The sequence below is a fragment of the Pseudomonas sp. XP2 genome (genome assembly GCF_053557975.1).
Genome location: NZ_JBNRIK010000002.1, coordinates 1 through 25,436 on the forward strand (window position 1 = coordinate 1; position 25,436 = coordinate 25,436).

The 25,436-nt window shown below is 62.1% G+C and carries 30 protein-coding genes; 10 read left to right on the forward strand and 20 right to left on the reverse strand.

Features of this window, described 5'->3' with window-relative positions:
- The 5 genes from ACK1VC_RS02810 to ACK1VC_RS02830 all read right to left on the reverse strand — a co-directional run.
- A partial coding sequence (locus ACK1VC_RS02810) for an SCO family protein (protein ID WP_449117843.1) occupies positions 1-629 on the reverse strand: 629 nt, incomplete at its 3' end.
- Positions 626-1,519 (reverse strand): heme o synthase, encoded by an 894-nt coding sequence (gene cyoE / locus ACK1VC_RS02815; protein ID WP_060519845.1) that lies wholly within the window; start codon positions 1,517-1,519, stop codon positions 626-628. The genes cyoE and ACK1VC_RS02810, both read right to left, overlap by 4 nt.
- On the reverse strand, positions 1,504-2,583 hold the full coding sequence (locus ACK1VC_RS02820) for a COX15/CtaA family protein (RefSeq protein WP_016484262.1): 1,080 nt from the start codon (positions 2,581-2,583) through the stop codon (positions 1,504-1,506). The genes cyoE and ACK1VC_RS02820 overlap by 16 nt, the downstream gene beginning before the upstream one ends.
- 9 nt (positions 2,584-2,592) lie before the next feature.
- Entirely contained in the window at positions 2,593-3,174 is a 582-nt protein-coding gene (locus ACK1VC_RS02825; protein ID WP_145913511.1) for a hypothetical protein, read from the reverse strand.
- Positions 3,143-3,880 carry an SURF1 family protein gene (locus tag ACK1VC_RS02830; protein ID WP_191087134.1) on the reverse strand — a complete coding sequence of 246 codons (738 nt, stop codon included), beginning with the start codon at positions 3,878-3,880 and terminating at the stop codon, positions 3,143-3,145. The genes ACK1VC_RS02825 and ACK1VC_RS02830 overlap by 32 nt, the downstream gene beginning before the upstream one ends.
- A 51-nt stretch (positions 3,881-3,931) precedes the next feature.
- Between ACK1VC_RS02830 and ACK1VC_RS02835 the strand changes: the two genes are divergently transcribed.
- A complete protein-coding gene (locus tag ACK1VC_RS02835) occupies positions 3,932-4,135 on the forward strand; it encodes a twin transmembrane helix small protein (protein WP_016484259.1) in 204 nt (67 codons plus the stop codon).
- 29 nt (positions 4,136-4,164) lie between these two features.
- Here ACK1VC_RS02835 and ACK1VC_RS02840 read toward each other — a convergent pair whose 3' ends face one another.
- From ACK1VC_RS02840 to coxB, 4 genes are read right to left on the reverse strand one after another with little or no spacing between them, the layout of a single operon-like run.
- Positions 4,165-5,052, reverse strand: coding sequence for a cytochrome c oxidase subunit 3 (locus ACK1VC_RS02840; protein ID WP_016484258.1), 888 nt, complete (start codon positions 5,050-5,052; stop codon positions 4,165-4,167).
- A gap of 16 nt (positions 5,053-5,068) precedes the next feature.
- The gene (locus ACK1VC_RS02845; protein WP_016484257.1) at positions 5,069-5,635 is read right to left on the reverse strand and encodes a cytochrome c oxidase assembly protein; all 567 of its coding nucleotides are present in this window, start codon (positions 5,633-5,635) and stop codon (positions 5,069-5,071) included.
- Positions 5,636-5,645: 10 nt separating this feature from the next.
- Positions 5,646-7,235, reverse strand: coding sequence for a cytochrome c oxidase subunit I (gene ctaD, locus ACK1VC_RS02850; protein ID WP_016484256.1), 1,590 nt, complete (start codon positions 7,233-7,235; stop codon positions 5,646-5,648).
- Positions 7,236-7,278: 43 nt separating this feature from the next.
- Positions 7,279-8,406: a cytochrome c oxidase subunit II gene (gene coxB / locus ACK1VC_RS02855; protein ID WP_016484255.1), complete on the reverse strand. Its 1,128-nt coding sequence runs from the start codon at positions 8,404-8,406 to the stop codon at positions 7,279-7,281.
- A gap of 369 nt (positions 8,407-8,775) precedes the next feature.
- Between coxB and ACK1VC_RS02860 the strand changes: the two genes are divergently transcribed.
- Positions 8,776-9,417 carry a hypothetical protein gene (locus tag ACK1VC_RS02860; RefSeq protein WP_016484254.1) on the forward strand — a complete coding sequence of 214 codons (642 nt, stop codon included), beginning with the start codon at positions 8,776-8,778 and terminating at the stop codon, positions 9,415-9,417.
- Positions 9,418-9,543: 126 nt separating this feature from the next.
- Here ACK1VC_RS02860 and ACK1VC_RS02865 read toward each other — a convergent pair whose 3' ends face one another.
- The 5 genes from ACK1VC_RS02865 to prlC form a co-directional block, all read right to left on the reverse strand.
- Positions 9,544-11,076 carry a SulP family inorganic anion transporter gene (locus ACK1VC_RS02865; protein WP_016484253.1) on the reverse strand — a complete coding sequence of 511 codons (1,533 nt, stop codon included), beginning with the start codon at positions 11,074-11,076 and terminating at the stop codon, positions 9,544-9,546.
- Between the two features lie 191 nt (positions 11,077-11,267).
- Positions 11,268-11,987 carry a carbonic anhydrase gene (locus tag ACK1VC_RS02870; protein WP_016484252.1) on the reverse strand — a complete coding sequence of 240 codons (720 nt, stop codon included), beginning with the start codon at positions 11,985-11,987 and terminating at the stop codon, positions 11,268-11,270.
- 422 nt (positions 11,988-12,409) lie between these two features.
- Positions 12,410-13,468 (reverse strand): PA0069 family radical SAM protein, encoded by a 1,059-nt coding sequence (locus ACK1VC_RS02875; protein ID WP_016484251.1) that lies wholly within the window; start codon positions 13,466-13,468, stop codon positions 12,410-12,412.
- Between the two features lie 80 nt (positions 13,469-13,548).
- Entirely contained in the window at positions 13,549-13,830 is a 282-nt protein-coding gene (locus ACK1VC_RS02880) for a YheV family putative zinc ribbon protein (RefSeq protein WP_016484250.1), read from the reverse strand.
- On the reverse strand, positions 13,827-15,878 hold the full coding sequence (prlC, locus tag ACK1VC_RS02885) for an oligopeptidase A (RefSeq protein WP_449117844.1): 2,052 nt from the start codon (positions 15,876-15,878) through the stop codon (positions 13,827-13,829). The genes ACK1VC_RS02880 and prlC overlap by 4 nt, the downstream gene beginning before the upstream one ends.
- 102 nt (positions 15,879-15,980) lie before the next feature.
- Between prlC and ACK1VC_RS02890 the strand changes: the two genes are divergently transcribed.
- Both ACK1VC_RS02890 and ACK1VC_RS02895 read left to right on the forward strand, forming a co-directional pair.
- On the forward strand, positions 15,981-16,529 hold the full coding sequence (locus ACK1VC_RS02890; protein ID WP_016497395.1) for a gamma carbonic anhydrase family protein: 549 nt from the start codon (positions 15,981-15,983) through the stop codon (positions 16,527-16,529).
- Between the two features lie 20 nt (positions 16,530-16,549).
- Positions 16,550-17,200, forward strand: a complete 651-nt coding sequence (locus ACK1VC_RS02895) for an HAD family hydrolase (protein ID WP_016484247.1) — start codon at positions 16,550-16,552, stop codon at positions 17,198-17,200.
- A 34-nt stretch (positions 17,201-17,234) separates the two neighbouring features.
- Here the strand turns inward: ACK1VC_RS02895 and ACK1VC_RS02900 are convergent, their stop codons facing one another.
- Positions 17,235-18,308, reverse strand: a complete 1,074-nt coding sequence (locus tag ACK1VC_RS02900; RefSeq protein WP_191087132.1) for an aminopeptidase — start codon at positions 18,306-18,308, stop codon at positions 17,235-17,237.
- Positions 18,309-18,392: 84 nt separating this feature from the next.
- Here ACK1VC_RS02900 and ACK1VC_RS02905 point away from each other — a divergent pair, with 84 nt between their 5' ends.
- Positions 18,393-18,806, forward strand: a complete 414-nt coding sequence (locus ACK1VC_RS02905) for a PA0061/PA0062 family lipoprotein (protein WP_191087131.1) — start codon at positions 18,393-18,395, stop codon at positions 18,804-18,806.
- Positions 18,807-18,861: 55 nt separating this feature from the next.
- Entirely contained in the window at positions 18,862-19,275 is a 414-nt protein-coding gene (locus ACK1VC_RS02910) for a PA0061/PA0062 family lipoprotein (protein ID WP_016484244.1), read from the forward strand.
- A gap of 34 nt (positions 19,276-19,309) precedes the next feature.
- On the opposite strand, the gene ACK1VC_RS02915 is transcribed toward ACK1VC_RS02910, so the two are convergent.
- Both ACK1VC_RS02915 and ACK1VC_RS02920 read right to left on the reverse strand, forming a co-directional pair.
- Positions 19,310-19,543 carry a DUF1161 domain-containing protein gene (locus ACK1VC_RS02915; RefSeq protein WP_016484243.1) on the reverse strand — a complete coding sequence of 78 codons (234 nt, stop codon included), beginning with the start codon at positions 19,541-19,543 and terminating at the stop codon, positions 19,310-19,312.
- Positions 19,544-19,616: 73 nt separating this feature from the next.
- Positions 19,617-20,042, reverse strand: a complete 426-nt coding sequence (locus ACK1VC_RS02920; RefSeq protein ID WP_016484242.1) for an OsmC family protein — start codon at positions 20,040-20,042, stop codon at positions 19,617-19,619.
- Positions 20,043-20,196: 154 nt separating this feature from the next.
- Here ACK1VC_RS02920 and ACK1VC_RS02925 point away from each other — a divergent pair, with 154 nt between their 5' ends.
- A complete protein-coding gene (locus ACK1VC_RS02925) occupies positions 20,197-21,201 on the forward strand; it encodes an LLM class flavin-dependent oxidoreductase (protein WP_016484241.1) in 1,005 nt (334 codons plus the stop codon).
- 98 nt (positions 21,202-21,299) lie between these two features.
- Here the strand turns inward: ACK1VC_RS02925 and ACK1VC_RS02930 are convergent, their stop codons facing one another.
- Together ACK1VC_RS02930 and ACK1VC_RS02935 are read right to left on the reverse strand one after the other, a co-directional pair.
- Positions 21,300-21,521, reverse strand: a complete 222-nt coding sequence (locus ACK1VC_RS02930; protein ID WP_016484240.1) for a DUF1161 domain-containing protein — start codon at positions 21,519-21,521, stop codon at positions 21,300-21,302.
- 100 nt (positions 21,522-21,621) lie between these two features.
- The gene (locus ACK1VC_RS02935; protein ID WP_012269893.1) at positions 21,622-21,837 is read right to left on the reverse strand and encodes a dodecin; all 216 of its coding nucleotides are present in this window, start codon (positions 21,835-21,837) and stop codon (positions 21,622-21,624) included.
- 148 nt (positions 21,838-21,985) lie between these two features.
- On the opposite strand from ACK1VC_RS02935, the gene ACK1VC_RS02940 reads away from it, so the two are divergent.
- Positions 21,986-22,309: a DUF883 family protein gene (locus ACK1VC_RS02940; RefSeq protein ID WP_016484239.1), complete on the forward strand. Its 324-nt coding sequence runs from the start codon at positions 21,986-21,988 to the stop codon at positions 22,307-22,309.
- Here ACK1VC_RS02940 and ACK1VC_RS02945 read toward each other — a convergent pair.
- A complete protein-coding gene (locus ACK1VC_RS02945; RefSeq protein ID WP_191087130.1) occupies positions 22,306-23,202 on the reverse strand; it encodes a LysR family transcriptional regulator in 897 nt (298 codons plus the stop codon). The two genes, ACK1VC_RS02940 and ACK1VC_RS02945, sit on opposite strands and share 4 nt — an antisense overlap.
- 110 nt (positions 23,203-23,312) lie before the next feature.
- Between ACK1VC_RS02945 and trpB the strand changes: the two genes are divergently transcribed.
- Positions 23,313-24,530, forward strand: coding sequence for a tryptophan synthase subunit beta (gene trpB / locus ACK1VC_RS02950; RefSeq protein WP_016484237.1), 1,218 nt, complete (start codon positions 23,313-23,315; stop codon positions 24,528-24,530).
- Complete coding sequence (gene trpA / locus ACK1VC_RS02955) at positions 24,527-25,336, forward strand: tryptophan synthase subunit alpha (RefSeq protein WP_016484236.1); 810 nt, start codon at positions 24,527-24,529, stop codon at positions 25,334-25,336. Before trpB ends, trpA begins: the two co-directional genes overlap by 4 nt.
- Positions 25,337-25,436: the final 100 nt, after the last annotated feature.

The window sequence follows — 25,436 nt, forward strand, 5'->3', positions numbered from 1 at the left end:
TCCCGCTTCACAAGCCCAGGCAACTGCGCCACCAGCTTCTGGTTGTTGAAGGGCGCCCGAATGAACCCACGCTGACGCCCATCCGGCCCGACAACCGCCAGGTTGCCGCTGTGGTCCACGGTGTACCCCGGCTTGCTGGTATCGGCCGGGATGAACGGAATGCTCAAGGCATTGGCCAGCTTCTGGGTATCTTCGATCGACCCCGCCACCCCGACAAAGTCCTTGTCGAAATAGCCCAGGTACTGCTTCAGCTGGTTCGGCGTATCGCGGTTCGGGTCCACGCTCACCAGCACCACCTGCAGCCGGTCGACGGCTTCCTTGGGCAGCTCGCTCTTCACTTGGCGCAACTGGGCCAGAGTGGTCGGGCAGATGTCCGGGCAGTAGGTGTAGCCGAAGAACAACAGCGACCATTTGCCTTTCAGGTCATCCAGCTGCACGGGCTGGCCGTCCTGGTTGGTCATGGTCACGTCGGCCACGCTGCGGCTCTGCGGCAGCAGGATGATGCCGGCATCGATCAGCTCGGCGGGGTTGGCCTGGTCGCGGCCATTGAGCACCTTGTTGACGGTAAGGCCCAGGATCAACGCGACCAGGGCGACGAGGATGAAGACGGTTTTCTGGGTTCGGGTCATAGGTTCAGCAACAAGTAGTGGTCGAGGAGCAACGCGATGAACAGCGCGAACAGGTAGCCAATAGAGTACTTGAAGGTACCGATCGCCGCGTGCGGCCGGCTGCCACGGTACAGCACCCAGGCCCATTGCAGGAAGCGCAGGCCCAACGCCAGGGCACAGGCCAGGTACAGCAAACCGCTCATGTGGATGGCATACGGCAGCAGGCTCACCGCCAGCAGTATCAGGGTGTACAGCAGGATATGCAGCTTGGTGTAGCGCTCCCCGTGGGTCACCGGCAGCATCGGGATATCGGCCTTGGCGTATTCTTCCTTGCGGTGAATGGCCAGCGCCCAGAAGTGCGGCGGGGTCCAGGCGAAGATGATCAGCACCAGCAGCAAGGGTTCAGCGCTGACATGGCCGCTTACCGCCACCCAGCCGAGCAGCGGCGGGGCGGCGCCCGCCAGGCCGCCAATGACGATGTTCTGTGGCGTGGCCCGTTTGAGAAAGCCGGTGTAGAGCACCGCATAACCCAGCAGCGAAGCCAGGGTCAGCCAGGCAGTGAGGGCGTTGGTGAACACCAGCAGCAGGGCCATACCCAGCAGCGCCAGCGCCAGAGCGAACAGCAACGCCGGTAGCGGTTCGACCCGGCCCTGGGCCAGCGGCCGCTTGTGGGTACGGGCCATCAGCGCATCGATGCGCCGGTCCACCACATGGTTGACCACCGCCGCAGCGCCAGCGCACAGGCCGATGCCCAGGTTGCCGAACAGCAGCACGCTCCAGCCGACACCCGCCCGTGTGGCCAGGAACATGCCTGCCAGCGAGGTGATCAGCATCAGAACCACCACCTTGGGCTTGGTCAGCTCCAGGTAATCGCGCCAACTGGCCCGCCGTGCGCTCAGAAGCGTCGCCACGAATCGTTCCTCATGTGATGGGAGATGCCCACACCGGCCACCGGCCGCAGGCGCCAGCCTTGGCCGACGCCCACGCGAACCTTGTCGACCACTCGAATGCGGTAGTTCACCAGCACCATGCTCAGCAGCAACAGCGCCCCGCCGGCATTGTGCGCAACAGCTACCGCCAGCGGCAGGTGAAACACCACGTTGCTGATACCCAGGCCCACTTGCAGGGCCAGCGCCAGCATTACCAGCCGCGCCAGGCCGGGGAGGCCACAGCGGTGCAGCTTCCAGCTGAGCATCAGCAGCACGCAAGTCACCAGTAGCGCGCCCAGGCGGTGGCTGATGTGGATGGCCGTGCGGGCATCACTGTCCAGTTGCCCGCCCAGGTAATTGGGGCCGACGTGCTGCGTCAGGTGGAAGCCATTGCTGAAGTCCGCCGCCGGCCACCACTGGCCGTGACAGGTAGGCAGGTCGATGCAGGCGACTGCTGCGTAGTTGGCACTGACCCAGCCCCCCAAAGCGATCTGGCCGATCACCACCAACAAAGCCAGCGCAGCGATCCGCCGCAGGCTCAACGGCAGTTTCGGCAAAGGCGCAAAGGCACGGGACAGGCGCAGGGACAACAGGAACAACAAGCTCAAGGTAGTAAAGCCACCCAGCAAATGCGCCGTGACCACCTGCGGCCACAGCTTCAGGGTAACCGTCCACATGCCGAAGGCTGCCTGGGCCAACACCACACCCAGCAGCAGCACCGGCAGGCGATACGGTTGGCCATCGCGGGCATGCCGACGCAGCGCCTGGAAGGCGAGCAGGGCAATCACCATGGCCAAGGTACCGGCGAAATACCGATGGACCATCTCGGCCCAGCCCTTGGCCTCTTCCACCGGGTGATCGGGGAAGTGCAGCTCGGCATGGGCGAGCTGGGCCTCGCTCTTGGGTACGCTGATGAAGCCATAGCAACCCGGCCAGTCAGGGCAGCCAAGGCCGGCATGGGTCAGGCGGGTATAGGCACCGAGCAGGACAACCAGCAGTGCCAGCAGGGTGGCGAACACAGCGATGCGGAATCCAGGTCTGGCCATGGCAGGCTCCTAGCCGATGTTGGACAGCTTGAGCAGGTGGCGCAGGTCATCCAGCACATGCTTGCCGTTGGCCTTGCCGTCGTAACGCAGCACCAGGTTGCCGTGGGGGTCGACGATCCACAGTTGCGGGCCAGGCTGGCCCACCTTCTGCAAATAGCGCGGGGCATCCAGCGGGTAGCGTTGCAGCTGCGGGTACTCGCGGCCCAGCAGCGCCTGGTAGTCGGCGCTCAGCGGCTGGGCTGTGGCCAGTGCATGGCTGGCACGGCTGGCATCGCGGCCCAGGCCCACCTGGATCTGCCGGGCGAGGTACACCAGGCGCTGGCAGTCCTCGGCACAGGCTTCGGGGGCGCTGACCAGCAATTGCCAGCGCTCGTCCTCGCCTGACACGCCGATATCAGTGCGGCTCTCACCGTTGCCGATCATATCGCCGTGGTAGCTGCGGCCCTCCGGCACCCAGAACTTCAGCTTGTACATGCTGGTGGCCAAAATCATCGGCCCGAGCACTACCAGCAGGATCAGCAAAAGCTGCAAACGCCCGCGGGCTCTGGGTTTGCTACGTTCAGGCACGTCCAGTGGAGTGGCGGTGGCCATGGCGTTTCTCCTTGTTGTGGTGCCAGGCGAAATAGAGGTAAAGCAGAACCAGTGCACCCGCCAGGGCAAACCACTGCACGGCGTAGCCCAGGTGTTTTTCCGGGCCCATGGCGACAACCGGCCAGTCCAGGCGATAGGCCGCCGGGCCGGGCTCCAGGCGCAACTCATGGGCATAGCCTTCGCGGGCTAGCTGCGGCCATAGCTGCGCGGCATCAACGGCGGTGAGCAGATGCGGCCATTGGCCGCCCTCAGGGTCGGGATGCAGCTGGAACGTGCTGCCGGGCGACACATACACCGAAGCGTCCAGTGCCAAGGCCTGTGGAGGGGTATTGAAATGCACCGGCACGCGGCGGTCTGGCCATGGCAGCCAGCCGCGGTTGATCAGCAGCCACTGGCCACTGGCCTGGTCATGGAAGGGTTGCAGCAGTTCGACACCGGCCTGGCCATCGCGCATGCGGTTGTCCAGCAGCACGCTGTGCTCGGCATCGAAACGGCCGTACAGGTGCACGCGGCGGAAGGCGTTGTCGTCGTTTGATGCGAGCTGGGCCGTGGCGATCGGCGCTTCGACCCGCCGTTCGGCATAAGTGGCCAGCAGCACGCGCTTTTCCTCGGCCCGGCCGAGTTGCCAGCAGCCAAGCGCGATCAGCCCTGGCAGCAGTGCAAGCACCACCAGGGTCGGAATCCAGCCTGGGCGAAACCGCCTCACGGGCGCCTCGCTATACTTATCCACATCACCGCATCCCCCCGGAGTAGCGCCATGCTCAAGGCCGCGATTGTCCTGATGCTGTTGGCCACGATTGCCAGCCTGTTCAGTGGCCTGGTGTTTCTGGTCAAGGACGATGAAAACTCGACGCGTCTGCTGAAGGCTCTGACCGTGCGGGTGACCCTGGCGGCCCTGACAATTGCCCTGGTCGCCTGGGGTTTGCTCAGCGGTCAGCTGGTTTCACACGCCCCCTTCTGAAACTGCACTCGTTTTGCCGGCGATTGGCCCTACAGCACATACACAAAAATGAACAACCCCACCCACACCACGTCGACGAAGTGCCAATACCAGCTGGCTGCCTCGAAGCCGAAGTGTTTCTCGGGGTTGAAATGCCCGCGCAAGATGCGCACGAACATCACGATCAGGATGATCGTGCCCAAGGTCACGTGGGCACCGTGGAACCCGGTGAGCATGAAGAACGTCGCGCCATAGATCCCCGACCCCAGCGTCAGCCCCAGCTTGGTATAGGCTTCGTGATACTCGAAGGCTTGCAATGCAATGAAGCTGAGCCCCAGCAGGATGGTCAGGGCCATCCAGAATTTCAGCGGACCACGGTGGTCACGGCGCAGGGCGTGGTGGGCGATGGTGATGGTCACACTGGAACTGACCAGCAAGATCGTGTTGATCAGTGGCAGGTGCCACGGGTCGATTACTTCTTTGGGCGGCGGGAACAGTTTCGGATCCGGCGTGTGCAGCAGCGGCCAGGTGAACTCGAAAGTCGGCCACAGCATGTGTGCAACCCCTTTGGCGCCTTCACCTCCCAGCCACGGCCCGGCAAGCACGCGCACGTAGAACAGCGCACCGAAGAAGGCCAGGAAGAACATGACTTCAGAGAAGATGAACCAGCTCATCCCCCAGCGGAACGAGCGGTCCAGCTGCGGGCTGTACAACCCGGCGCGGCTCTCCTTGACCACCGCCCCAAACCAGCCGAACAGCATGTAGGCCAGGAACAAAGCGCCCACGAAGAAAATCAGCGGCCCGTGCGATTCCGGGTGGCCGGCCTTCATGTCGTTGAACCAGGTGCCCAGGCCAAACACCGTGATGAACATGCCGATGGTGGCGATGATGGGCCACTTGCTCTGCGCCGGAACGTAGTAGTGCTGATGACTTGCCATTGCTGTTCTCCTTCCCTTAACGGGCGCCCTGGACGTCCTGGGCCGCAACATGCGCGACCGGCGGGTGGCGAGCGGTGATGTCGAACAAGGTGTAGGCCAGTGTCAGGTGCTTCACGCTGGCCGGCAGGTCGCGGTCGACGATGAAGCGCACCGGCATCTCGATGCGTTCGCCGGGCTGCAGCACCTGCTGGGTAAAACAGAAGCACTCGGTCTTGTGGAAGTACGCCGCGGCCTCGGCCGGGGTGATGCTGGGTATGGCTTGCGCGCTCATCGGCCGATCGGTCGGGTTGTGCGCAACGAATATCATCTGGTTCACCGCACCCGGGTTGACCTCCAGCTGGTCGGCAGTGGAATAGAAATCCCAGACCATGTCGCTGGCATTGGTCGACATGAACTGCACGCGCACCGAACGCGACGGGTCGCTAACCTGGCTGCCCTCGTATTGCCCACCGGTCTTGCCGTTGATGCCAAAGGCCTTGCACATCACGTCGTAGATCGGCACCAGGGCGAAGCCGAAGGCGAACATCACCACCGTCAGCATCAACAGGCGCGTTACCAGGCGTTTCAGCGACAGGCCGTTCATGACAGGTTTCCTATTTCACTTCCGGTGGGGTCTGGAAGGTGTGGTAAGGCGCAGGGGAGGGGATCGACCACTCCAGGCCCTCGGCGCCATCCCAGGGTTTGGCCGGTGCCGGCGCGCCACCGCGAATGCACTTGATGACAATGAACAGGAAGAAGATTTGCGTGGCGCCGAACATGAAGGCACCGATCGACGACACCATATTGAAGTCGGCGAACTGCAGGTTGTAGTCGGGGATGCGACGCGGCATGCCGGCCAGCCCTACGAAGTGCATCGGGAAGAAGGCCATGTTCATGCCGATGAACGACAGCCAGAAGTGCAACTTGCCGAGGGTTTCGTCGTACATGTGGCCGGTCCATTTCGGTAGCCAGTAGTAAGCCGAGGCAAAGATGCCAAAAATCGCCCCGGGTACCAGCACGTAGTGGAAGTGCGCCACCACGAAGTAGGTGTCGTGGTACTGGAAGTCCGCCGGGGCGATCGCCAGCATCAGCCCGGAGAAACCGCCGATGGTGAACAGGATGACGAAGGCGATGGCGAACAGCATCGGCGTCTCGAAGGTGAGCGAGCCTTCCCACATGGTGCTGACCCAGTTGAACACCTTCACCCCTGTGGGCACGGCAATCAGCATGGTGGCGTACATGAAGAACAGCTCGCCCACTACCGGGATGCCGACCACGAACATGTGGTGGGCCCAGACGATGAACGACAGAAAGGCAATTGCGCCGGTGGCGTACACCATCGAGGTGTAGCCGAACAGCGGCTTGCGCGAGAACGCCGGGATGATCGAGCTGACCGCGCCGAACGCCGGCAGGATCATGATGTACACCTCGGGGTGGCCGAAGAACCAGAACACGTGCTGGAACAGCACCGGGTCACCGCCACCGGCCGCGCTGAAGAAACTGGTGCCGAAGTGAATGTCCATCAGCATCATGGTCACCACACCGGCCAGCACCGGCATCACCGCAATCAACAGAAAGGCCGTGATCAGCCAGGTCCAGACAAACAGCGGCATCTTCATCAGGGTCATGCCTGGCGCACGCAGATTGAGGATGGTGGCAATCACGTTGATCGCGCCCATGATCGAGCTGATGCCCATCAGGTGGATGGCGAAAATGAAGAAGGTGACGCTGGCGGGTGCATAGGTGGTGGACAGCGGGGCGTAGAAGGTCCAGCCGAAGTTCGGCCCGCCACCCGGGCTGAACAGGGTCGAAACCAGCAGCAGGAACGCCGCCGGCAGCAGCCAGAAGCTGAAGTTGTTCATCCGCGGCAAGGCCATGTCGGGCGCCCCGATCATCAACGGGATCATCCAGTTGGCCAGGCCGACGAAGGCCGGCATCACTGCACCGAACACCATGATCAGGCCATGCATGGTGGTCATCTGGTTGAAGAACGCCGGCTCCACGATCTGCAAGCCTGGCTGGAACAGTTCGGCCCGGATGACCATGGCGAACGAGCCACCCAGCAGGAACATGATGAAGCTGAACCACAGGTACATCGTGCCGATGTCTTTATGGTTGGTGGTCAGCACCCAGCGCATCAGGCCCTTGGCCGGGCCGTGCGCATGGTCATGGCCGTGGGCTTGGTCGTCGATCACTGCACTCATGTCCTGTCTCCTGCAACCCATTGGTTGCCGCGGGTAACCCGGTTCACTTGGCTTCTGCCTGCTTCAGCGCCAGCACGTCCTTCGGCGTGACCATGTCGCCTTTGTTGTTACCCCAGGCATTGCGCTCGTAGGTGACCACAGCAGCGATGTCGACTTCCGACAGTTGCTTGCCAAAGGCGGCCATGGCCGTGCCGGGCTTGCCGTGGAAGACAATGCTCAGGTGGCCTTCCTTCGGCCCGGTGGCAATCTTCGAGCCCTTGAGCGCCGGGAACATCGGCGGCAGGCCCTGGCCTTCGGCCTGGTGACAGGCCACGCAGGTGGTGTGGTAGACCTTGTCGCCACGCGCCACCAGCTCTTCCAGGGTCCATTCCTTGCTGGTCAGCTCCTTGAGCTTGGCGGCTTCAGCCTTGCGCTCGCCCAGCCAGGTGTCGTAGTCCGCCTTGGACTTGACCTCGACCACCACCGGCATGAAGCCGTGGTCCTTGCCGCACAACTCGGTGCACTGGCCACGGTAGATGCCGGGCTTCTCGATACGGGTCCAGGCTTCATTGACGAAGCCGGGGATGGCGTCACGCTTGACCGCAAAAGCCGGCACCCACCAGGAGTGGATGACATCCGCGGCGGTCACCAGGAAGCGCACCTTGGCACCCACCGGCAGCACCAGCGGCTGGTCGACTTCAAGCAGGTAATGCTCGTCCTTGGGGGCCTTGTTGTGAATCTGATCGGCAGGGGTGGCGAGGTTGCTGAAGAACTCCACGTCCTGACCCAGGTATTTGTAGTGCCACTTCCACTGGTAGCCGGTGACCTGGATGTCGATGTCCGACTCGCTGGCGTCGTAGATGTCGATCAGGGTCTTGGTGGCCGGAATGGCCATCACCACCAGAATCAGGAAGGGCACCACGGTCCAGAGGATTTCCACCCAAGTGTGCTCGTGGAAATGCGCAGCCTGCTGGCCAGTGGAGCGGCGGTGGACGACCATCGACCAGAACATCGCGCCAAACACCACGATGCCAATGATCACGCAGATCCAGAAGATGGTCATGTGCAGGTCGAAGACGGCGTTGGAAACTTCCGTCGCCCCCGGGTGCATGTTCACGGTCCAGGCGGCATTGGCCTGACCAAAAACCGACCACAACAGGAGGCCCATCCAGACATGTGGATGTCGCATCATTGCGGGTTCCCCTTCTAATTCTTGTTGTCCCGGAGGCGTGGCCTGCGGCAAGAGGGAACGGCGGTCAAGACTGCCTGGCTTCGACGACCGAGCCCCTGCTAAAAGCAGTCGGGCCTCATCAACGAATCACGTTCAACGGGAGTATAGACAGCGACCAATGGCACGCAATGAAGCGTGTGAAATGAACTTCACGAAATGGCTGAATGGCCTGAAAGCCGCGTGCTTGATGGGGAATGGCGTAATAATCGCACGGCTATATGCCTGATAGCGCACACGTTTGCGCGACTTATAACAAATACGTCTTAGGTATTCTGTATACCGAGCTAATTTAGTGTCTTCCGTTTGAAACGTAATGTCCCTGGAGTTGTCATGAACATCGCTGCTGTACGCGAGCAGGTAAGCCAAGCCCATCAACATGAAGGCCAGACCGGCCAATTGAAAGAGCGTCTCGAGCTGCAACTGCCCCACCTGCATCCCTCGATCCAACTGCCTGAGCAGGACGCCCAGGGTACTTTGGCGCGCTTCGTCAGCGCCTACATCGATCAGGTTCCGGAACTGCTGGAGGCCGCCCACGCGGTCGCCCGCGAAGCCGGGATCGAATCGCAGATCAAACCCGTACTGAAAATTGCCGAAGCCTACTTCCTGCAGCCGCCCAGCGTGATGCAAGGGCATGTCGGCCTGGACTGCTTGCTGGATGAGGCCTACCTGGCGCACCGCCTGGTGGAAGAGGTGAATGACTTGTACATCCGCCACTTCCAGCAGCCATTGATCCCGGTCGACACCACTGTCGCCAACCTGATTGCCCACCAGTTGATTGGCGAAAGCTTTGCCAACCAGCTGGATGAAGTGGTGCACCACTCGGTTGACGAAATGCTCAATGACGAAAGCTTTGCGGTGGAGTCGGTGGAGGCGTACCGCGAGAAGCTGAGCAGCCCGGCAACCGGCGAGGCGTGGAAGCGCTGGCCTTGCCTGTCGCGCCAGCTGGGTGTGGAGCTGGGTCAACCAGCCTGATATTCCAGTAACGGCCTCTTCGCGGGCTCGTCCGCTGCCACAGGTACTGCACAGCATTGAGTGTCTGCGCGGTACCTGTGGGAGCGGGTTCACCCGCGAAGAGGCCAGTTCAGGCGATAGAAGTTTTCAGGCCCCAACCCCCGCCGTAGTCCGCAACCGCCCCTCGATCCGCCGCTTCAGGCGCCGCTGCTCTATCAGCAACCGTGACCCATTGGCCGAATTGCTGCGGCTCCAGTCCTCCAGCAACTCAAGGCACGAGTGATCGATATAGCTCAGGTTACCCAACGGCACATGCAGCGTAGTGCCCGCCGGTACCGTATCCAGCACCTGGGTCAGCGCCGGCACCTTGAGGAACGTCGCCGCGCCACTGAGGCGCAGTTCCATGTGCCCGGCCTTCTCCAGGCTCACCAGGTTGATCTTCAGCCGCGCCGCCTTGAACGCCAGCTTCAGCAGGGTCAGGGCAAAGCCCAGCAGCACGCCGGTCAGCAGGTCGGTGAAGATGATCGCCAGGGCTGTCGCCGCATAGGTGAACATCGGCATGCGGCCATAACGGCCCAGGCCACGAAACGCCTTGAAATCAACCAACTTCACCCCGGTAAACACCAGCACACCCGCCAGGCTCGCCACCGGAATCTGCTGCAGTACGCTGCTCAACACCACCACGAAGGCCAACAGCCACAGCCCGTGGAAGATTGCCGATGCCCGTGTCTGCGCGCCCGCCTGCACATTGGCCGAACTGCGCACGATCACGCCCGTCATCGGCAGCGCTCCGAGCACGCCACAGAGCATGTTGCCGATACCTTGGGCCGACAGCTCACGGTCGAAGTCCGAACGCTGGCCGCTGTGCATCCGGTCCACCGCCGCAGCCGAGAGCAAGGTTTCGGCGCTGGCGATGAAGGCCAGGGCAAAGGCGGCAACCAGCAGGGTAGGGTCGGCCAGTTGCATCAGGTCACCCGGGCGGATCCAGTCGATGGCCTCGGACAGGTCTGCCGGCACCTGCACACGGTTTACCGGCAAGGCCAGCCACATACTGATGACGGTCATGGCTGCAACACCCAACAGGGCCCCAGGGACGAAGCGCAGCCGCTGGGGCCGCAGGCGCTCCCAGCCCCACATGATAGCGATGGTACCCAGGCCGAGCGCACCCGCCATCCAGCCGGAGCCTGAGCGTTCCTGTGGCAGGGCTGCGGCCACGGTGGACGGGAATTCCAGCAGGTTCTGCAGCCCCGAAGGCTGCGGCGCTGTATCGAACATCACATGTATCTGCGACAACACGATCAGCACGCCGATGCCCGCCAACATGCCGTACACCACCGCTGGCGCAGTGACGCGAAACCAGCAACCCAGACGCAGGCGCCCAGCCAGCAACTGCAGCAGCCCCGCCAGCAACAAGATCGGCCCGAGCATGGCCACGCCATGCTGGCGCACCAGCTCGAACACCAGTACCGCCAAGCCGGCGGCCGGGCCACTGACCTGCAATGGCGAACCGGCGAGGAAACCCACCACAACGCCGCCGATAATGCCGGTAATCAGGCCCTTGGCCGGCGGCATGCCCGATGCAATCGCGATACCCATGCACAATGGCAGGGCCACCAGAAAGACCACCACCGACGCCAGCAACTCACGCGGCAGGGCCGCTTTCAACTGTGTAATGTTCACCGTGTTTCTCCTTTCTTTGTCACACGGTCATTCCTCTGACCGTGGGCACGTTTGCCCCTGACTAGCGCGCAAGCGCGGGCCGCCAGCAGGCTTGCCGGCAGGGCAGTCAGGGAATTCAAGGCAGCCGAAGGCCGCGCCACACCCCAGCAGGGTGCAGCCGGCTATCAAGGTTCTAGCGGTGGATGGGTCGCTTAGTAGCGGCCTCTCGGAGTAGCGCAGGGGACCGGCTCGCCAGCAGCCAGGGGCAGGAAGCTGTCGCTGATGGCGTCGTAGGCTTCGATCTTGCTGGTTTCGATGTCGTAAACCCAGCCATGAATGAACAGCTCACCGGCTGCAAGGCGCGAAGCAACCGAAGGGTGGGTGCGCAGGTGATGCAACTGGGCGATCACGTTTTCCTTGGTCAGCACCTGCATGGTTTCGTGTTCGGTACCGCACGAGCAGTTGTTCTCGACCACGGTACGTGCCACTTCGGCATGGCGCAGCCAGGCAGAAACAGTCGGCATCTTGGTCAGCGATTGCGGGTTCAGTACCGCACGCATGGCGCCACAGTCGGAGTGGCCACAGACGATGATGTGGTGCACTTTCAGCGCAAGCACGGCGTATTCGATGGCGCTGGAAACGCCGCCGTTCATCTGGCCGTAGGGCGGTACCACGTTACCCACGTTACGGGTTACGAACAGGTCGCCGGGCGAGCTCTGGGTGATCAACTCGGGGACGATGCGCGAGTCGGCGCAGGTGATGAACATGGCACGCGGCGTTTGCGCAGTGGCGAGCTTCTTGAACAGCTCTTGCTGCTCGGGGAAGACGTCATGGTGAAAGCGCAGGAAGCCGTCGACGATGTGCTTCAGGGCGGCATCGGCGCCCTCGGCGGGTACATCCGGAACGACCTTGGATGGGTCCTTGACGGGCATGATTCATCCTCTTGACGGTGTGGTGGTAAATCCATTTTACCGGGGAAAGATTATGGCTATGCAGGGTTTTAGATGACACGCACGGGCCATAGATCACAGTCGGTGTGGACTGATTGCCTACGCTAGCGGGGAAAACTTAACTGAAACTTAATTCGGAGGCTCTAGAACGGGTGTTCCAGATGTAAAAGGCGGGAGCTGGATAATAGCAAAAAAACATCAACTGCCAATATGTATTAGCGCAATTATTAACTCGGATTAGTTGTATTGAGGGCTGGCAATAGGCCCCATTTGGGAACCTGACACCTCCAAGGTACCTGTGGGAGCGGGCATGCCCGCGAAAAGGGCAACTCGGTATATGGCACCGGCTGCGCCGGTGTTCGCGGGCACGCCCGCTCCCACAAAAACCGTGATCTGTTCAAAGATCAAAATAGGGGCATCTGCCCACCGGGCGGGCAGAAGGCAGAGCAATCCAGCGTCTGTGCCTCGCGCCCTTCAAAATCCAGCCGCTTCATGGCTTTGGCAAAGCGCTGAGCCAACAACTCGGCAAATACCCCTTCACCGCGCATGCGCGCACCAAACCGGCTGTCATACAGCTCGCCGCCCCGGCTCTGGCGGATCAGGCTCAACACATGGGCCGCCCGTTGCGGATAATGGTCCTGCAGCCACTGCTCGAACAGCGGCGCCACTTCCAGTGGCAGGCGCAGCATCATGTAGGCCGCGCTCTGTGCGCCAGCTTCCTTGGCAGCCTCCAGCAAGCGCTCCAGCTCACTGTCGTTGATCATCGGAATCATCGGCGAACACAGCACCCCCACTGGCACACCCGCCTCGCGTAGCACGCGGATGGCCCTCAACCGGGCATTGGGTGACGCCGCCCGCGGTTCCAACACCCGCTTGAGGTCGTCGTCCAGCGTCGTCAGGCTGATCATCACTCGCGCCAGTCGTTGCCGGGCCATTTCGGCCAGCAGGTCGAGGTCACGCAACACCAGCGAGCCCTTGGTCACGATGGTCACCGGGTGACGAAAACGCAGCAACACTTCGAGCAGGCGCCGTGTCAGCAACTGGTCCCGCTCGATCGGCTGGTACGGGTCGGTATTGGAGCCCAGGTTGATCGGCGCGCACACGTAGCCCGGTTTGCTCAACTGCTGCGCGAGTATCTCGGCGGCATTGGTCTTGGCGATCAGCTTGGTTTCGAAGTCCAGGCCGGGGGAGAGGTCCCAATAGGCATGGGAAGGCCGGGCATAGCAGTAGATGCAGCCATGCTCGCAGCCGCGGTAAGGGTTGATGGAGCGGTCAAAGGGCAGGTCGGGCGATGTATTGCGGGTGATGACCGATTTCGCTGTCTCGCTGCGCACTTCGGTGCCTTGGGTCTGCGGCACTTCCTGATACCAGCCGTCGTCCTCGACCACCGAATGGTTGGGGGCAAAGCGGTTATGCGGATTGTGCGCCGTGCCACGGCCCTTTAATGGTGCTGGAGGATTCATGGCTAACCCCTATACTGTATTTACATACAGTATCGCGACTACCATGAATCCACCAGCGCCTCTGATCCGACAGCCAGTGCTTACTCTGTCGGTTTCTTCAGCTTCGGATTAGGGAAGAACTGCACCGTCTGTACTTTGGCCGGCGCCGCCTTGGGTGCCAGGTGGTTAACCCGGGTACCGAGCTCCTTGGGCACCGACAAGCCCTGCTCGTTGAGGGTGTCGGTGAACCCGCAGGCGACGCACTCGCGGTGCGGTACGTCGTCTTCGCTCCACATCATCAGCTTGTCAGGCTCGCTGCATGCGGGGCATACCGCCCCGGCAATGAAGCGCTTCTTGGTCTTGTTCACAGCTACCTCGCTCACGCCGCAGCGCCTTCGGTAAGGCCGCTGTGCCGCAGCAGCGCATCAATGGAAGGCTCACGGCCACGGAAGTCGACAAACAGCACCATCGGCTCGCGCGAACCGCCACGGGCCAGGATAGCCTCGCGGAAGGCGCGGCCGGTCTCGGCATTCAGCACACCTTCTTCCTCGAAGCGCGAGAAGGCGTCAGCCGACAGCACTTCAGCCCACTTGTAGCTGTAGTAGCCCGCCGCATAACCGCCAGCAAAGATGTGCGCGAAGCTATTGGGGAAGCGGTTGTACGCCGGTGGGCGCATGACCGACACCTCGTCGCGCACGCCTTCGAGCACCTGCAGCACGCTGCGGCCGTCGCCATGGCTGGCGTGTAGCTCGAAGTCGAACAGCGAGAATTCAAGCTGGCGCACCATCATCATGCCCGACTGGAAGTTCTTCGCCGCCAGCATTTTGTCCAGCAGGTCCTGAGGCAAGGCCGCGCCGGTTTCGTAATGGCCGGAGATCAGTGCCAGGCCTTCTGGCTCCCAGCACCAGTTTTCCATGAACTGGCTCGGCAGCTCGACCGCGTCCCAGGCCACGCCGTTGATACCCGAAACACCGGCATGCTCGATGCGGGTCAGCAGGTGGTGCAGGCCGTGGCCGAATTCGTGGAACAGGGTGGTGACTTCATCATGGGTCAGCAGTGCCGGCTTGCCGGGTGCGGCCGGAGTGAAGTTGCACACCAGGTTGGCCACCGGGCTCTGCAGTTCGCCACCGGCAGTACGACGACGGTCGCGGGCGCCATCCATCCAGGCCCCGCCGCGCTTGTTGGCGCGGGCGTAAAGGTCGAAGAAGAAGCGGCCGACATGCTGGCCGTTTTCCTTGATCTCGAACAGGCGTACGTCCGGGTGCCAGCTGTCGAAGCCCTTGAGTTCGGCGATTTCGATGCCGTACAGGCGCTGCACAATGCTGAACAGGCCACCCAGCACCTTATCGATCGGGAAATAGGCACGCAGGGCTTCCTGCGACACGCTGTAGCGCTGCTCGCGCAGCTTCTCGCCAAAGTAGCCGGCGTCCCAGCTGGCCAGTTCAGGGCAGCCTTGCTCAGCGGCGTAGGCCTTAAGCTGCTCCAGGTCCTGGGCTGCAAAAGGCTTGGAACGCTTGGCCAGGTCACGCAGGAAGCTCAGCACCTGGTCGCTGGACTCAGCCATTTTGGTGGCCAGGCTCAGCTCGGCGTAGTTCTTGTAGCCCAGCAGTTCGGCCAGCTCCTGGCGCAGGTCAAGGATTTGCTGCATGACCGGGCCGTTGTCGAACTGGCCGGCATTCGGGCCCTGGTCCGAGGCGCGGGTGCAGTAGGCGGCGTACACCTCTTCGCGCAGGGCGCGGTCGCTGGCGTAGGTCATCACGGCGTAGTAGCTGGGGAATTCCAGGGTAATCAGCCAGCCTTCAAGGCCCTTGGCCTGGGCCGCAGCGGCCATCTGCGCCTTGGCCGAGTCGGTCAGGCCGGCCAGCGCGGCTTCGTCGGTAACGTGCTTGGTCCAGGCCTGGGTAGCGTCGAGCAGCTGGTTGGAGAAGCGGCTGCCCAGCTCGCTGAGCTTGCTTTGCACTTCGGCATAGCGCTGCTGCTTGTCCGCCGGCAGGTCGATACCCGACAGGCGGAAGTCACGCAGCGCATGCTCGAGGATAGTTTTTTGCGCCACGTCGAAACCGGCGGTTTCAGGGCTGTTGATCAACGCCTGGTAGGCGTCGAACAGCGCACGGTTCTGGCCCAGTTCGGTAGAGTAGGCGCTCAGCGCTGGCAGGCACGACTCGTAAGCCTCGCGCAGCTCTGCGCTATTGCACACTGCGTTGAGGTGGCTGACCGGGCTCCAGGCAGCGCCCAGGCGGTCGTTCAGTTCGTCTATCGCCAGCACCAGGCCAGCCCAGGTAGGGGCCTTGCCCTGCTTTTCGAGGATCTCGGCAATGGCTTTACGGTTGTCGGCCAGGATCGCTTCGATCGCCGGCAACACGTGTTCGGCACGGATTTGCGAGAAGGGCGGCAGATCGTGGGATTGCAAAAGCGGGTTGTTCGCAGTCACGGTTTGGATACCTTGGCAGAAGAAACACTGCCCCATCTTAATTACAATCGACGCCGACCGCAGCAGGCAGCCTGCCTATCGGCACAGATGAGAGACGCTATCATGGCCATCCGAAGCTTCCAGCAACACACTCCGAAAGTGGGACTCCGTGCCTTCGTCGACCGTTCGGCGGTGGTGCTGGGCGACGTGGAGATTGGTGAAGACAGCTCGATCTGGCCCATGACCGTGGTGCGCGGCGACATGCACCGCATCCGCATCGGTGCGCGCACCAGCGTGCAGGACGCCAGCGTGCTGCACATCACCCACGCCGGCCCGTTCAACCCGGACGGCTTCCCGCTGATCATCGGTGACGAGGTAACCATTGGCCATAAGGTGATGCTGCATGGCTGCACCCTGGGCAACCGCATCCTGGTCGGCATGGGCAGCACCATCATGGATGGCGCCATCGTTGAAGACGAAGTGATCATCGGTGCAGGCAGCCTGGTACCACCGGGCAAACGCCTGGTCAGTGGTTACCTGTACATGGGCAGCCCGGTGAAACAGGCCAGGTTGCTCAACGACAAAGAGCGCGCGTTCTTCTCCTACAGCGCCGGCAACTACGTGAAGCTCAAGGACCAGCACCTGGCCGAAGGCTACGACCAACCGGAATAAACCCGACTAACGAGACGAACATGCAACAGCAAAACATCCTCTTCGACCTCGACGGCACCCTGACCGACCCACGCCTGGGCATCACCCGCTCGATCCAGTATGCCCTGGCCAAGCTGGGCATCGACGAGCCGGACCTGACCCGCCTCGAGCACTTCATCGGCCCACCCCTGCTGCAGGCCTTCATGCAGTTCTACAGCTTCGATGAAGCAAAGGCTTGGGACGCGGTGAACTTCTACCGGGAGCGTTTCCGCGTCACCGGCCTTTACGAGAACCTGGTGTTCCAAGGTGTGCCTGAGTTGCTTGAAGCCCTTAACGGGCAGGGCCGCACGCTGTATATCGCCACGTCCAAACCGTGGGAATTCGCCCGCGAAATCGCCCGGCATTTCGCTTTCGACCAACACTTCAAGGTGATCTACGGCAGTGAACTGGACGGCACGCGTACCAACAAGGTCGAGCTGATTCGCCATCTGCTGGATGAAGAAGGACTGGACCCGGCGCAGACCCTGATGATCGGCGACCGCAAACATGACCTGATTGGTGCGCGCAGCAATGGCTTACAGGCGGTGGCGGTGGGGTATGGGTTTGGTAGCCGGGAAGAACTGATGGCAGAAGAGCCGGCCTACCACTTTGCGACCTTGGCCGAGATGCATCAGGCATTCATCAAGGCTTGAGTGCCCTAGGGGGCCGCGTTGCGGCCCCAAAATCTCACAGGCTAACCACCAGACGCTGCAGCGCCGCTTTCCTTTCTTCAATCGGCAACCGCCCCAACTGCTCGACCCGCTGGTAAAACCGAAGCCAGTCCCCACCCACCTCACGAAACACCGCCGCAAACGCCGGCACCCACTGGTCATACAGCCCGAACGGCAACAACTTGGCATTACTCATCGGCCCATACATCCAGGCGTCATAGCGCTTGTCGCCGCCCCACTGGCCATCACGCACCTGCCGGTACTCACGCCTCAAACGCTCAAACTCGGCCTGCTTGGCCAGCCGCTTGTGTGCATCGTCCAGCGGCCCGGCATAAATCGCCTGCAACCGCTCGCGGCTGGCCAGCACCAGGCGGATGAACTGGTCACGCTGGCGCCCCTGGTTTTCGCCAATGGCAGCCAGCCCTCGCGCCGCACGCCATTGGCGTGTGCCTTCCTGCTCTACGAACGAGGCAAACGATTCGTTGAACTCGGTATCGTCCTGCACATAAAAGCGCTGGTGGGCCAGCTCATGAAAAATTAACGTCGCCAGGCGTTCATCACCCCAACCCACCATCGATGACAAGATCGGGTCGTCGAACCAGCCCAGGGTCGAATAAGCCTCCACGCCACCGACATACACATCCAGGCCGTCTTGGCGCATCAACGCCGCCGCCCCGCGTGCTGCACCTTGCTGGTAGTAACCGCGATAAGCCACGCACCCGGCAATCGGGAAACAGTGCGTCACCGGCTGCAGCGACAGTTCGGGCGTGGCGAACACATTCCACACCACATAAGGCCGGGCTATGTCGGCATACACCCGATAGCTACGGTTATCCGGCAGTTTCAACTGCTCGCTGGCGAAAACCCGCGCCTGTTCAGCGTGCGCAAGACGCGAGCGTAATTGCGGTGACGTGGCCGGGTCGGCCACCACCTGCGCAACAGGCTGACGCGCACGCAGCAACTGAAACTGCCCCTCGGCCAGCTGCCCATAGTAGACGACGCTGCTGCAACCGTTTAGCAGGATCGCCCCCAGCAGGGGAACCAAACGGGTGAAAACGCGGTCGAGTGCCCCAGGGCCTGAGCGCTGCATAAAAAAAAGTCGAAGCATCCGGGCTGTATGACTCGCTCAAGGCCAATTCGCTCCAAGACTATCTCGCCAAGGGGGAGTTTCGCCATGCGTGCATTGCTGGTCGCCGGTTCACTGTTGCTGATATCCGCCTGTTCCACGTTGCCAGCCCCGGACCCGAACCAGGCCTGGATCGACCTCACCCCCTACGACAACACTTCGCTGGACGCCGTGCAGGTCGATGAACGTGACTGGGCCGACAGCCGCTATTTCGAAGTACAGCCCGGCAGCCACGAGCTGACCGTGCGCTATCAGTTCCCGGTCACTCCCAGCAATATCGGCCCGGTCGAAGAGCCGTTGTGGCGCGATTGCCAGGTCAAACTCACCTTCAAGGACTTCGGCGCCGGCCAGCGCTATCAGTTGCACGCTGGCAGTATCGGCTTCCGTCCCTGGATCAAGCTCTACGACGACCAGCAAAAAATGGTCGGCCAAGGCTTGCCGGCAGGCTGCCAACGCACCTGAACCGTACAAACGGCGCTATGCTTGTAACGTGTAAATCGCAAGTGGGAGTTTTGCCATGCGCCAGCCCATGATGCTGATCGCCCTCAGTGCACTGGGGGCTTGCGCCAGCCCCTTGCCACCCGTCGACCCCAAACAGGCCTGGGTCGATCTGTACACCATGACCCCTGGCCGGGTGATCATGGCCGACCGCCTCGATGGCAAGCGCCTGGAGGACGGCCGTTACTTCCAGGTAACGCCGGGCAAGCACGAACTGGTGGTGCGCTTTGATTACGAAATCTATTCAGGCGGCATCATGTCTGAACCCAGGGACCGAACCTGCTACCTGACCGTGCGCTTTGACGACTTCAAGGCCGGCGAGCGTTACCGCCTGGAAGCGCGGGCGCCGGTGATGGAACCGCAGGTGCTGCTGTATGACGCGAGCCGCAAGGTACTGGTGAACGAGCCTAGCAACGTGTTCTGCATTCCGTGAGTCGGGGCTGCTTTGCAGCCCCACAATCCCGAATCTACTGATCATTCTTCTGGTAAATGATCTTCTTCGTGCCGCCATCGCAAGTACCGACGACCATGTTCTGGTCCTTGACCTCACTGTTGGGCACGATCTCCAGGGTGTAGGACGGCACACCCTGAGCCTGGATCTTGGCCTCGATCTCGGCCTTGAGCTCCTCGCACGGCTTGACTGCCGCCAACGTGGATGTGGCGACCAGGGAAGCCAACACGGCGATTGCTACGCGAATCATGGAACGGCTCCTGAAAAGGCAGCGTGCTGCCGACGCTGTTTAGACTACAGCAAACCGCTGCCGTTGCGCCGCTTCAGCCCACGAGCGCCGCATCCAGGCTGATTTTGGCGTTCAGCACCTTGGACACCGGGCACCCTTCCTTGGCCTTTTTGGCAATGTCCAGGAACTGCGCCTCGCTGGCCCCAGGCACCTTGGCCCTGAGCACCAGATGCACGGCCGTAATGGCAAAACCGTCAGGCTGCTTGTCGAGTGTCACCTCGGCAGCGGTGTCGATCCGGTCCGCTGTCAGCCCTGCTTCCCCAAGCATCATCGACAACGCCATCGAGAAACAGCCGGCATGCGCCGCGCCAATCAGCTCCTCCGGGTTGGTTCCAGGTGTACCCTCGAAACGGGTGTTGAAGCCATACGGGTTCTGCTTGAGCGCCCCGCTTTCGGTAGAAAGCAGGCCCTTGCCATCTTTCAAGCCACCTTGCCAGATCGCCGATGCTGTCTTTTTCATACTGCCTCCTGGTCATTCGGTTATGTGGTTATGGATTCAGAGGCCAGCGGCTTACGGCAAGTTCAGACCAATCGCACAGCAAACATTGAATCCCCCGAATATGCCCATACAGAGTTACAAAGGCCTCTGGCCAACCACCTTTGCGGAGGCTCCCATGACGCAGCTGCGTGACCTGAAAATATCCACCCTCGACCTGGTGCCCGTGCGCGCCGATGCAGGCCCGGCGCAATCGCTGCGCAACTCGCTGGACCTGGCGCAACACGTCGAGCGTTTTGGCTACAACCGCTTCTGGGTGGCCGAGCACCACAACATGGACGGCATCGCCAGTTCAGCGACTTCGGTGCTGATCGGCTACCTGGCCGGGGGTACTTCGACCATTCGCGTGGGCTCTGGCGGGGTGATGCTGCCCAACCACGCACCGCTGGTGATCGCCGAGCAATTCGGCACCCTGGCCAGCTTGTACCCGGGGCGTATCGACCTGGGCCTGGGCCGTGCGCCGGGTTCAGACCAGATGACGGCTTATGCTTTGCGCCGCGACCGTGCTGGCGGCCCGGACGACTTCCCGGACGATGTCGAGGAGCTGTCGCGCTACCTCGGCCCACGTACCGACGATCAAAAAGTGATCGCCGTGCCGGGGCACGACACTGACGTGCCAATGTGGCTGCTGGGTTCCAGCCTGTTCAGCGCCCAGCTGGCAGGCATGCGGGGCATGCCCTATGCCTTCGCTTCGCACTTTGCGCCGCGCTACATGCACGAGGCCATTCGCGTGTACCGCAATCATTTCAAGCCATCGACCACACTGGACAAGCCGTATGTGATGCTGGGCATCCCCATGGTGGTGGCAGAAACCGACGAAAGGGCCGAATACCTGGCCACCTCGGTGTACCAGCGCATCCTGGCGCTGATTCGCGGCCAGAGCCTGATGCAGAAGCCGCCTGTAGAAAGCATGGATGGGCTGTGGTTGCCCCATGAGCGGGATACGGTTGGCAGTTTCCTCGGCCTGGCGATGATCGGCAGCCCGCAGAAGGTAAGGGCCAAGGTGGAGGTGCTGCTGGAGCAGACCGGGGCGGACGAGCTGATCTTTACCTGTGACCTGTATGAGCATGCGGACCGGATCCGGTCCTATGAGCTGTTGGCGCAGGCCCTCAAGACCGCCTGACCTTCTTCGCGGGCTCGCCCGCTCCCACAGGCCTGCACGGGTGCCTGACCCTGTGTATTACCTGGGGGAGCGGGCGAGCCCGCGAAAAAGCAAACGCATCAACCGCGACGGTACACAATCTCTTTGGTACCCGCCTCGCAGCTGCCAATCACCTTGCCGGCCGGCTCGCCCTTGTTGACGATCTCCAGCTTGTAGCCAGTAACCCCTTTGGCATCGAGCTTGGCGGCAATCTCCGCCTTCAGTTCCTCGCACGGCTTGCCCGCCGCCAGCGCACCACCGGCCAGTGTCATCAGGCCAAGCGCCAGAATCAGTTTATTCATCGATCGCTTTCCTTGTGCAGATGAAATCAGAAAAGGCGCCGCCAAGGCGCCTCTCTTCTAAATACCCCATCAAGCCGGGATCATCCAGTCCCGCAATGTTTCAGCTATTGGCGATACGGAAGCCCACCTTCAACGTGACCTGGAAGTGCGCCGCCTTGTTGTCGCGGATATGCCCACGGGTATCCACCACTTCGAACCATTCCAGGTGCTTGATGCTCTTGCCGGCTTCAGCCAGGGCATTGTTGATTGCGTCTTCGATACTGGTTGGCGAGGAGCCCACCAGCTCGATCTTCTTGTACGTGTGATGGTCAGTCATGTTCACGCTCCTTGGTAACGGTGAAATTCAGCCTAGCAGCGTAGGCCCGGTTTACCTGCGAGCCGTCCGCCAAGGTGAAAGTTCGATCGCACTTTCGCGCAAGCCAAGGGTCGCAACCTTACAGCCCATACTGCAAAGGAGAGTCAACATGCACCGCAACTCGCTGCGTAAATCATCCCTGGAAAGCATGGAAGCAGAGATCGAGAGCCTTCTGAAAAGCCTGGAAAACCTCAAGCATGACGCATCGGAAGAGTCCCAGAAGTCGGTGAAGGCAATCCGCAGCAATGCCGAAAGCGCGCTGAAACATTCGCGTAGCTTGCTCAGCGATGCCTATGAGGAGGTAAAGACCCGCACTCGCCAGACCGGGATCGCCACCCGTGAGTACGCACAGGAGCACCCGGTTACCACAGCGGGCGTGGCGATTGGCGCCCTGGGTCTGCTGGCGGCCTACCTGCTGACCCGTCGCAACTAAGCCGCCTGCCGTTCCAATTCGCGGCGCAGCCACTGCGCCAACTGCTCGGCGCGCCCATCTGCGGCGCGCCGGGGCACCCACAAGGCCAGCGCTGCCCGGGTAGGGGAAAAGCCCCATGGCGCGCTGAGGCGCCCGGCCCGCAAGTCATCAGCCACCAGTGGTTGTGGCGCGATGGCCACCCCAAGGCCAGCAACCGCAGCCTCCAGCAAATAGTACAAATGCTCGAATGCCTGGCCATACTGCAACCCGGCCGGGTCCAATCCCTGTTGCCCTGCCCATGTCGGCCATGCTTGTGGCCGCGAGGTGGTATGCAACAGGGCCTCGTCCAGCAGGGCTTTGGCGGGCGCATCTCGCAAGCGATCGAAGCCGGCAAAATGCGGGCTAAGTACCGGCCCGATACGCTCCTCAGCCAGCACATGCACCTGCATGTCCGCCGGCCACGGGGGTTCAGCGTACACCAGCAATGCATCGAGCCCTGGACGACGTGGGTCGAGGTCACCTTCCCCTGCGGACAAGTGCAGGCGCAGCTCAGGCAAATCCGCCTTCAGGCGACCAAGCCTTGGGATAAACCAACGCGCCAGCAGGCTCCCCGAGCAGCCCAGCACAAATGGCGCCTCGCTGACATCGCGGCTGAGTTCTGTACACACGCTGCGCAACCGGTCGAAGGCCTCACCGCTGGCATCGCGCAGACGCACACCGGCATCTGTGAGTTTGATGCCACGCCCGGCCTTGACGAAAAGCGCCACCCCCAGGTGCTCCTCCAGCACCTTGATCTGCCGACTGACAGCGCCATGGGTAACATGCAGCGCTTCAGCCGCCTGGCTGACGCTGTTAAGCCTGGCGGTAGCCTCGAAGGCGCGCAGAGCATTCAGGGGAGGGAGATCGTGGGCCATTTTACCTGTGAGTTTTTCTGACAAGTTTGCGCAATCTTATCGGTTTTCAGCCGGACGTGCCGTGGTTACAGTAAAGCCCATCACTCATTCATTACGCCCTGGAGCGCCCCATGACCCAGTCCCAATACCGCCCCGGCCCCGACGCCAATGGCCTGTTCGGCTCGTTCGGCGGCCGCTACGTGGCCGAAACCCTGATGCCACTGGTGCTGGACCTGGCCCGCGAATATGAAGCGGCCAAGGCAGACCCCAAGTTTCTCGAAGAGCTGGCCTACTTCCAGCGTGACTACATCGGCCGCCCCAACCCGCTGTACTTCGCCGAGCGCCTGACCGAGCACTGTGGCGGTGCAAAGATCTTCTTCAAGCGTGAAGAGCTCAACCACACCGGCGCGCACAAGGTGAACAACTGCATCGGCCAGGTGCTGCTGGCCAAGCGCATGGGCAAAAAGCGCCTGATCGCCGAAACCGGCGCCGGCATGCACGGCGTGGCCACCGCCACCGTCGCTGCCCGCTTCGGCCTGCCGTGCGTGATCTACATGGGCGCTACCGACATCGAGCGCCAGCAGGCCAACGTGTTCCGCATGAAACTGCTGGGCGCCGAAATCGTCCCGGTCACGGCCGGTACCGGCACCCTGAAAGACGCCATGAACGAAGCCCTGCGCGACTGGGTCACCAACGTCGAAGACACCTTCTACCTGATCGGCACTGTCGCTGGCCCTCACCCGTACCCGGCCATGGTCCGCGACTTCCAGTCGATCATCGGCAAAGAAACCCGCGCCCAGCTGCAAGAGAAGGAAGGCCGCCTGCCAGACAGCCTGGTTGCCTGCGTGGGTGGTGGTTCCAACGCCATGGGCCTGTTCCATGAGTTCCTCGAAGAACCAAGCGTACAGATCATCGGCGTCGAAGCCGGTGGCCACGGCGTGCACACCGACAAGCACGCCGCCAGCCTGAACGGCGGCGTGCCGGGTGTACTGCACGGCAACCGCACCTACCTGCTGCAAGACTCGGACGGCCAGATCACTGACGCCCACTCGATTTCTGCAGGCCTGGACTACCCGGGCATCGGCCCTGAACACGCCTACCTGCACGAAGTGAAACGTGTCGAATACGTCAGCATTACCGATGACGAAGCGCTGGATGCGTTCCACGCCAGCTGCCGCCTGGAAGGCATCATTCCAGCTCTGGAAAGCTCCCACGCCTTGGCCGAAGCCATCAAGCGCGCGCCGAAGCTGCCCAAGGACCACCTGATGGTGGTGTGCCTGTCGGGCCGCGGCGACAAAGACATGCAAACCGTCATGAGCCACATGGCCGCCCAGGAGAAACAGGCATGAGCCGTCTTGAACAACGCTTCGCCGAACTTAAGGCCGAAGGCCGTTCGGCACTGGTCACCTTCGTCACCGCAGGTGACCCGGGCTACGACGCCTCGCTGCAGATCCTCAAGGGCCTGCCAGCAGCCGGCGCCGATGTGATCGAGCTGGGCATGCCGTTCACCGACCCGATGGCCGACGGCGTGGCCATCCAGCTGGCCACCTTGCGCGCGCTGGAAGCTGGCCAGACCTTGGCCAAAACCCTGCAGATGGTGCGCGAGTTCCGTGTGGATAACCACACCACGCCAATCGTGCTGATGGGCTACTACAACCCGATCCACCGCTTTGGTGTGGACACGTTCGTGGCAGAAGCCAAGGAAGCGGGCGTCGATGGCCTGATCATCGTCGACCTGCCGCCAGAGCACGACGCCGAACTGGCCACCCCGGCCCAGGCTGCAGGCATCGACTTCATTCGCCTGACCACCCCGACCACCGACGATGCGCGCCTGCCGCGCGTGCTGGAGCGCAGCTCCGGGTTCGTCTATTACGTGTCGGTGGCCGGTGTGACCGGTGCCGGCTCAGCGACCACCGAGCACGTGACCGAGGCCATTGCCCGCCTGCGCCGGCATACCGATCTGCCAATCAGCGTGGGTTTCGGCATTCGTACCCCGGAGCAAGCTGCGAACATCGCCCGTCTGGCGGATGGTGTAGTGGTGGGCTCGGCGCTGGTCGACAAGATTGCCCAGGCCAAAAGTGCCGATCAGGCGGTGACTGATGTATTGAGCCTGTGCTCGGCACTGGCTGAAGGCGTGCGCTCAGCTCGCAATTGATCGCGAGGGCTCCGCCCTCGTTCGCGGCACAGGCAATACACATCTACCCACCAAATATCGACAGCTTCAATGGCCGCACGGCCCCCATCCAGATCGCATG

Coding starts and splice junctions, on each gene's coding strand:
- ACK1VC_RS02820 (WP_016484262.1), bottom strand. CDS start 2,583: ATGGCCAGACCTGGATTCCGCATCGCTGTGTTCGCCACCCTGCTGGCA.
- ACK1VC_RS02825 (WP_145913511.1), bottom strand. CDS start 3,174: ATGGCCACCGCCACTCCACTGGACGTGCCTGAACGTAGCAAACCCAGA.
- ACK1VC_RS02835 (WP_016484259.1), top strand. CDS start 3,932: ATGCTCAAGGCCGCGATTGTCCTGATGCTGTTGGCCACGATTGCCAGC.
- ACK1VC_RS02840 (WP_016484258.1), bottom strand. CDS start 5,052: ATGGCAAGTCATCAGCACTACTACGTTCCGGCGCAGAGCAAGTGGCCC.
- ACK1VC_RS02845 (WP_016484257.1), bottom strand. CDS start 5,635: ATGAACGGCCTGTCGCTGAAACGCCTGGTAACGCGCCTGTTGATGCTG.
- ctaD (WP_016484256.1), bottom strand. CDS start 7,235: ATGAGTGCAGTGATCGACGACCAAGCCCACGGCCATGACCATGCGCAC.
- coxB (WP_016484255.1), bottom strand. CDS start 8,406: ATGATGCGACATCCACATGTCTGGATGGGCCTCCTGTTGTGGTCGGTT.
- ACK1VC_RS02860 (WP_016484254.1), top strand. CDS start 8,776: ATGAACATCGCTGCTGTACGCGAGCAGGTAAGCCAAGCCCATCAACAT.
- ACK1VC_RS02870 (WP_016484252.1), bottom strand. CDS start 11,987: ATGCCCGTCAAGGACCCATCCAAGGTCGTTCCGGATGTACCCGCCGAG.
- ACK1VC_RS02875 (WP_016484251.1), bottom strand. CDS start 13,468: ATGAATCCTCCAGCACCATTAAAGGGCCGTGGCACGGCGCACAATCCG.
- ACK1VC_RS02890 (WP_016497395.1), top strand. CDS start 15,981: ATGGCCATCCGAAGCTTCCAGCAACACACTCCGAAAGTGGGACTCCGT.
- ACK1VC_RS02895 (WP_016484247.1), top strand. CDS start 16,550: ATGCAACAGCAAAACATCCTCTTCGACCTCGACGGCACCCTGACCGAC.
- ACK1VC_RS02900 (WP_191087132.1), bottom strand. CDS start 18,308: ATGCAGCGCTCAGGCCCTGGGGCACTCGACCGCGTTTTCACCCGTTTG.
- ACK1VC_RS02905 (WP_191087131.1), top strand. CDS start 18,393: ATGCGTGCATTGCTGGTCGCCGGTTCACTGTTGCTGATATCCGCCTGT.
- ACK1VC_RS02910 (WP_016484244.1), top strand. CDS start 18,862: ATGCGCCAGCCCATGATGCTGATCGCCCTCAGTGCACTGGGGGCTTGC.
- ACK1VC_RS02915 (WP_016484243.1), bottom strand. CDS start 19,543: ATGATTCGCGTAGCAATCGCCGTGTTGGCTTCCCTGGTCGCCACATCC.
- ACK1VC_RS02920 (WP_016484242.1), bottom strand. CDS start 20,042: ATGAAAAAGACAGCATCGGCGATCTGGCAAGGTGGCTTGAAAGATGGC.
- ACK1VC_RS02925 (WP_016484241.1), top strand. CDS start 20,197: ATGACGCAGCTGCGTGACCTGAAAATATCCACCCTCGACCTGGTGCCC.
- ACK1VC_RS02930 (WP_016484240.1), bottom strand. CDS start 21,521: ATGAATAAACTGATTCTGGCGCTTGGCCTGATGACACTGGCCGGTGGT.
- ACK1VC_RS02935 (WP_012269893.1), bottom strand. CDS start 21,837: ATGACTGACCATCACACGTACAAGAAGATCGAGCTGGTGGGCTCCTCG.
- ACK1VC_RS02940 (WP_016484239.1), top strand. CDS start 21,986: ATGCACCGCAACTCGCTGCGTAAATCATCCCTGGAAAGCATGGAAGCA.
- ACK1VC_RS02945 (WP_191087130.1), bottom strand. CDS start 23,202: ATGGCCCACGATCTCCCTCCCCTGAATGCTCTGCGCGCCTTCGAGGCT.
- trpB (WP_016484237.1), top strand. CDS start 23,313: ATGACCCAGTCCCAATACCGCCCCGGCCCCGACGCCAATGGCCTGTTC.
- trpA (WP_016484236.1), top strand. CDS start 24,527: ATGAGCCGTCTTGAACAACGCTTCGCCGAACTTAAGGCCGAAGGCCGT.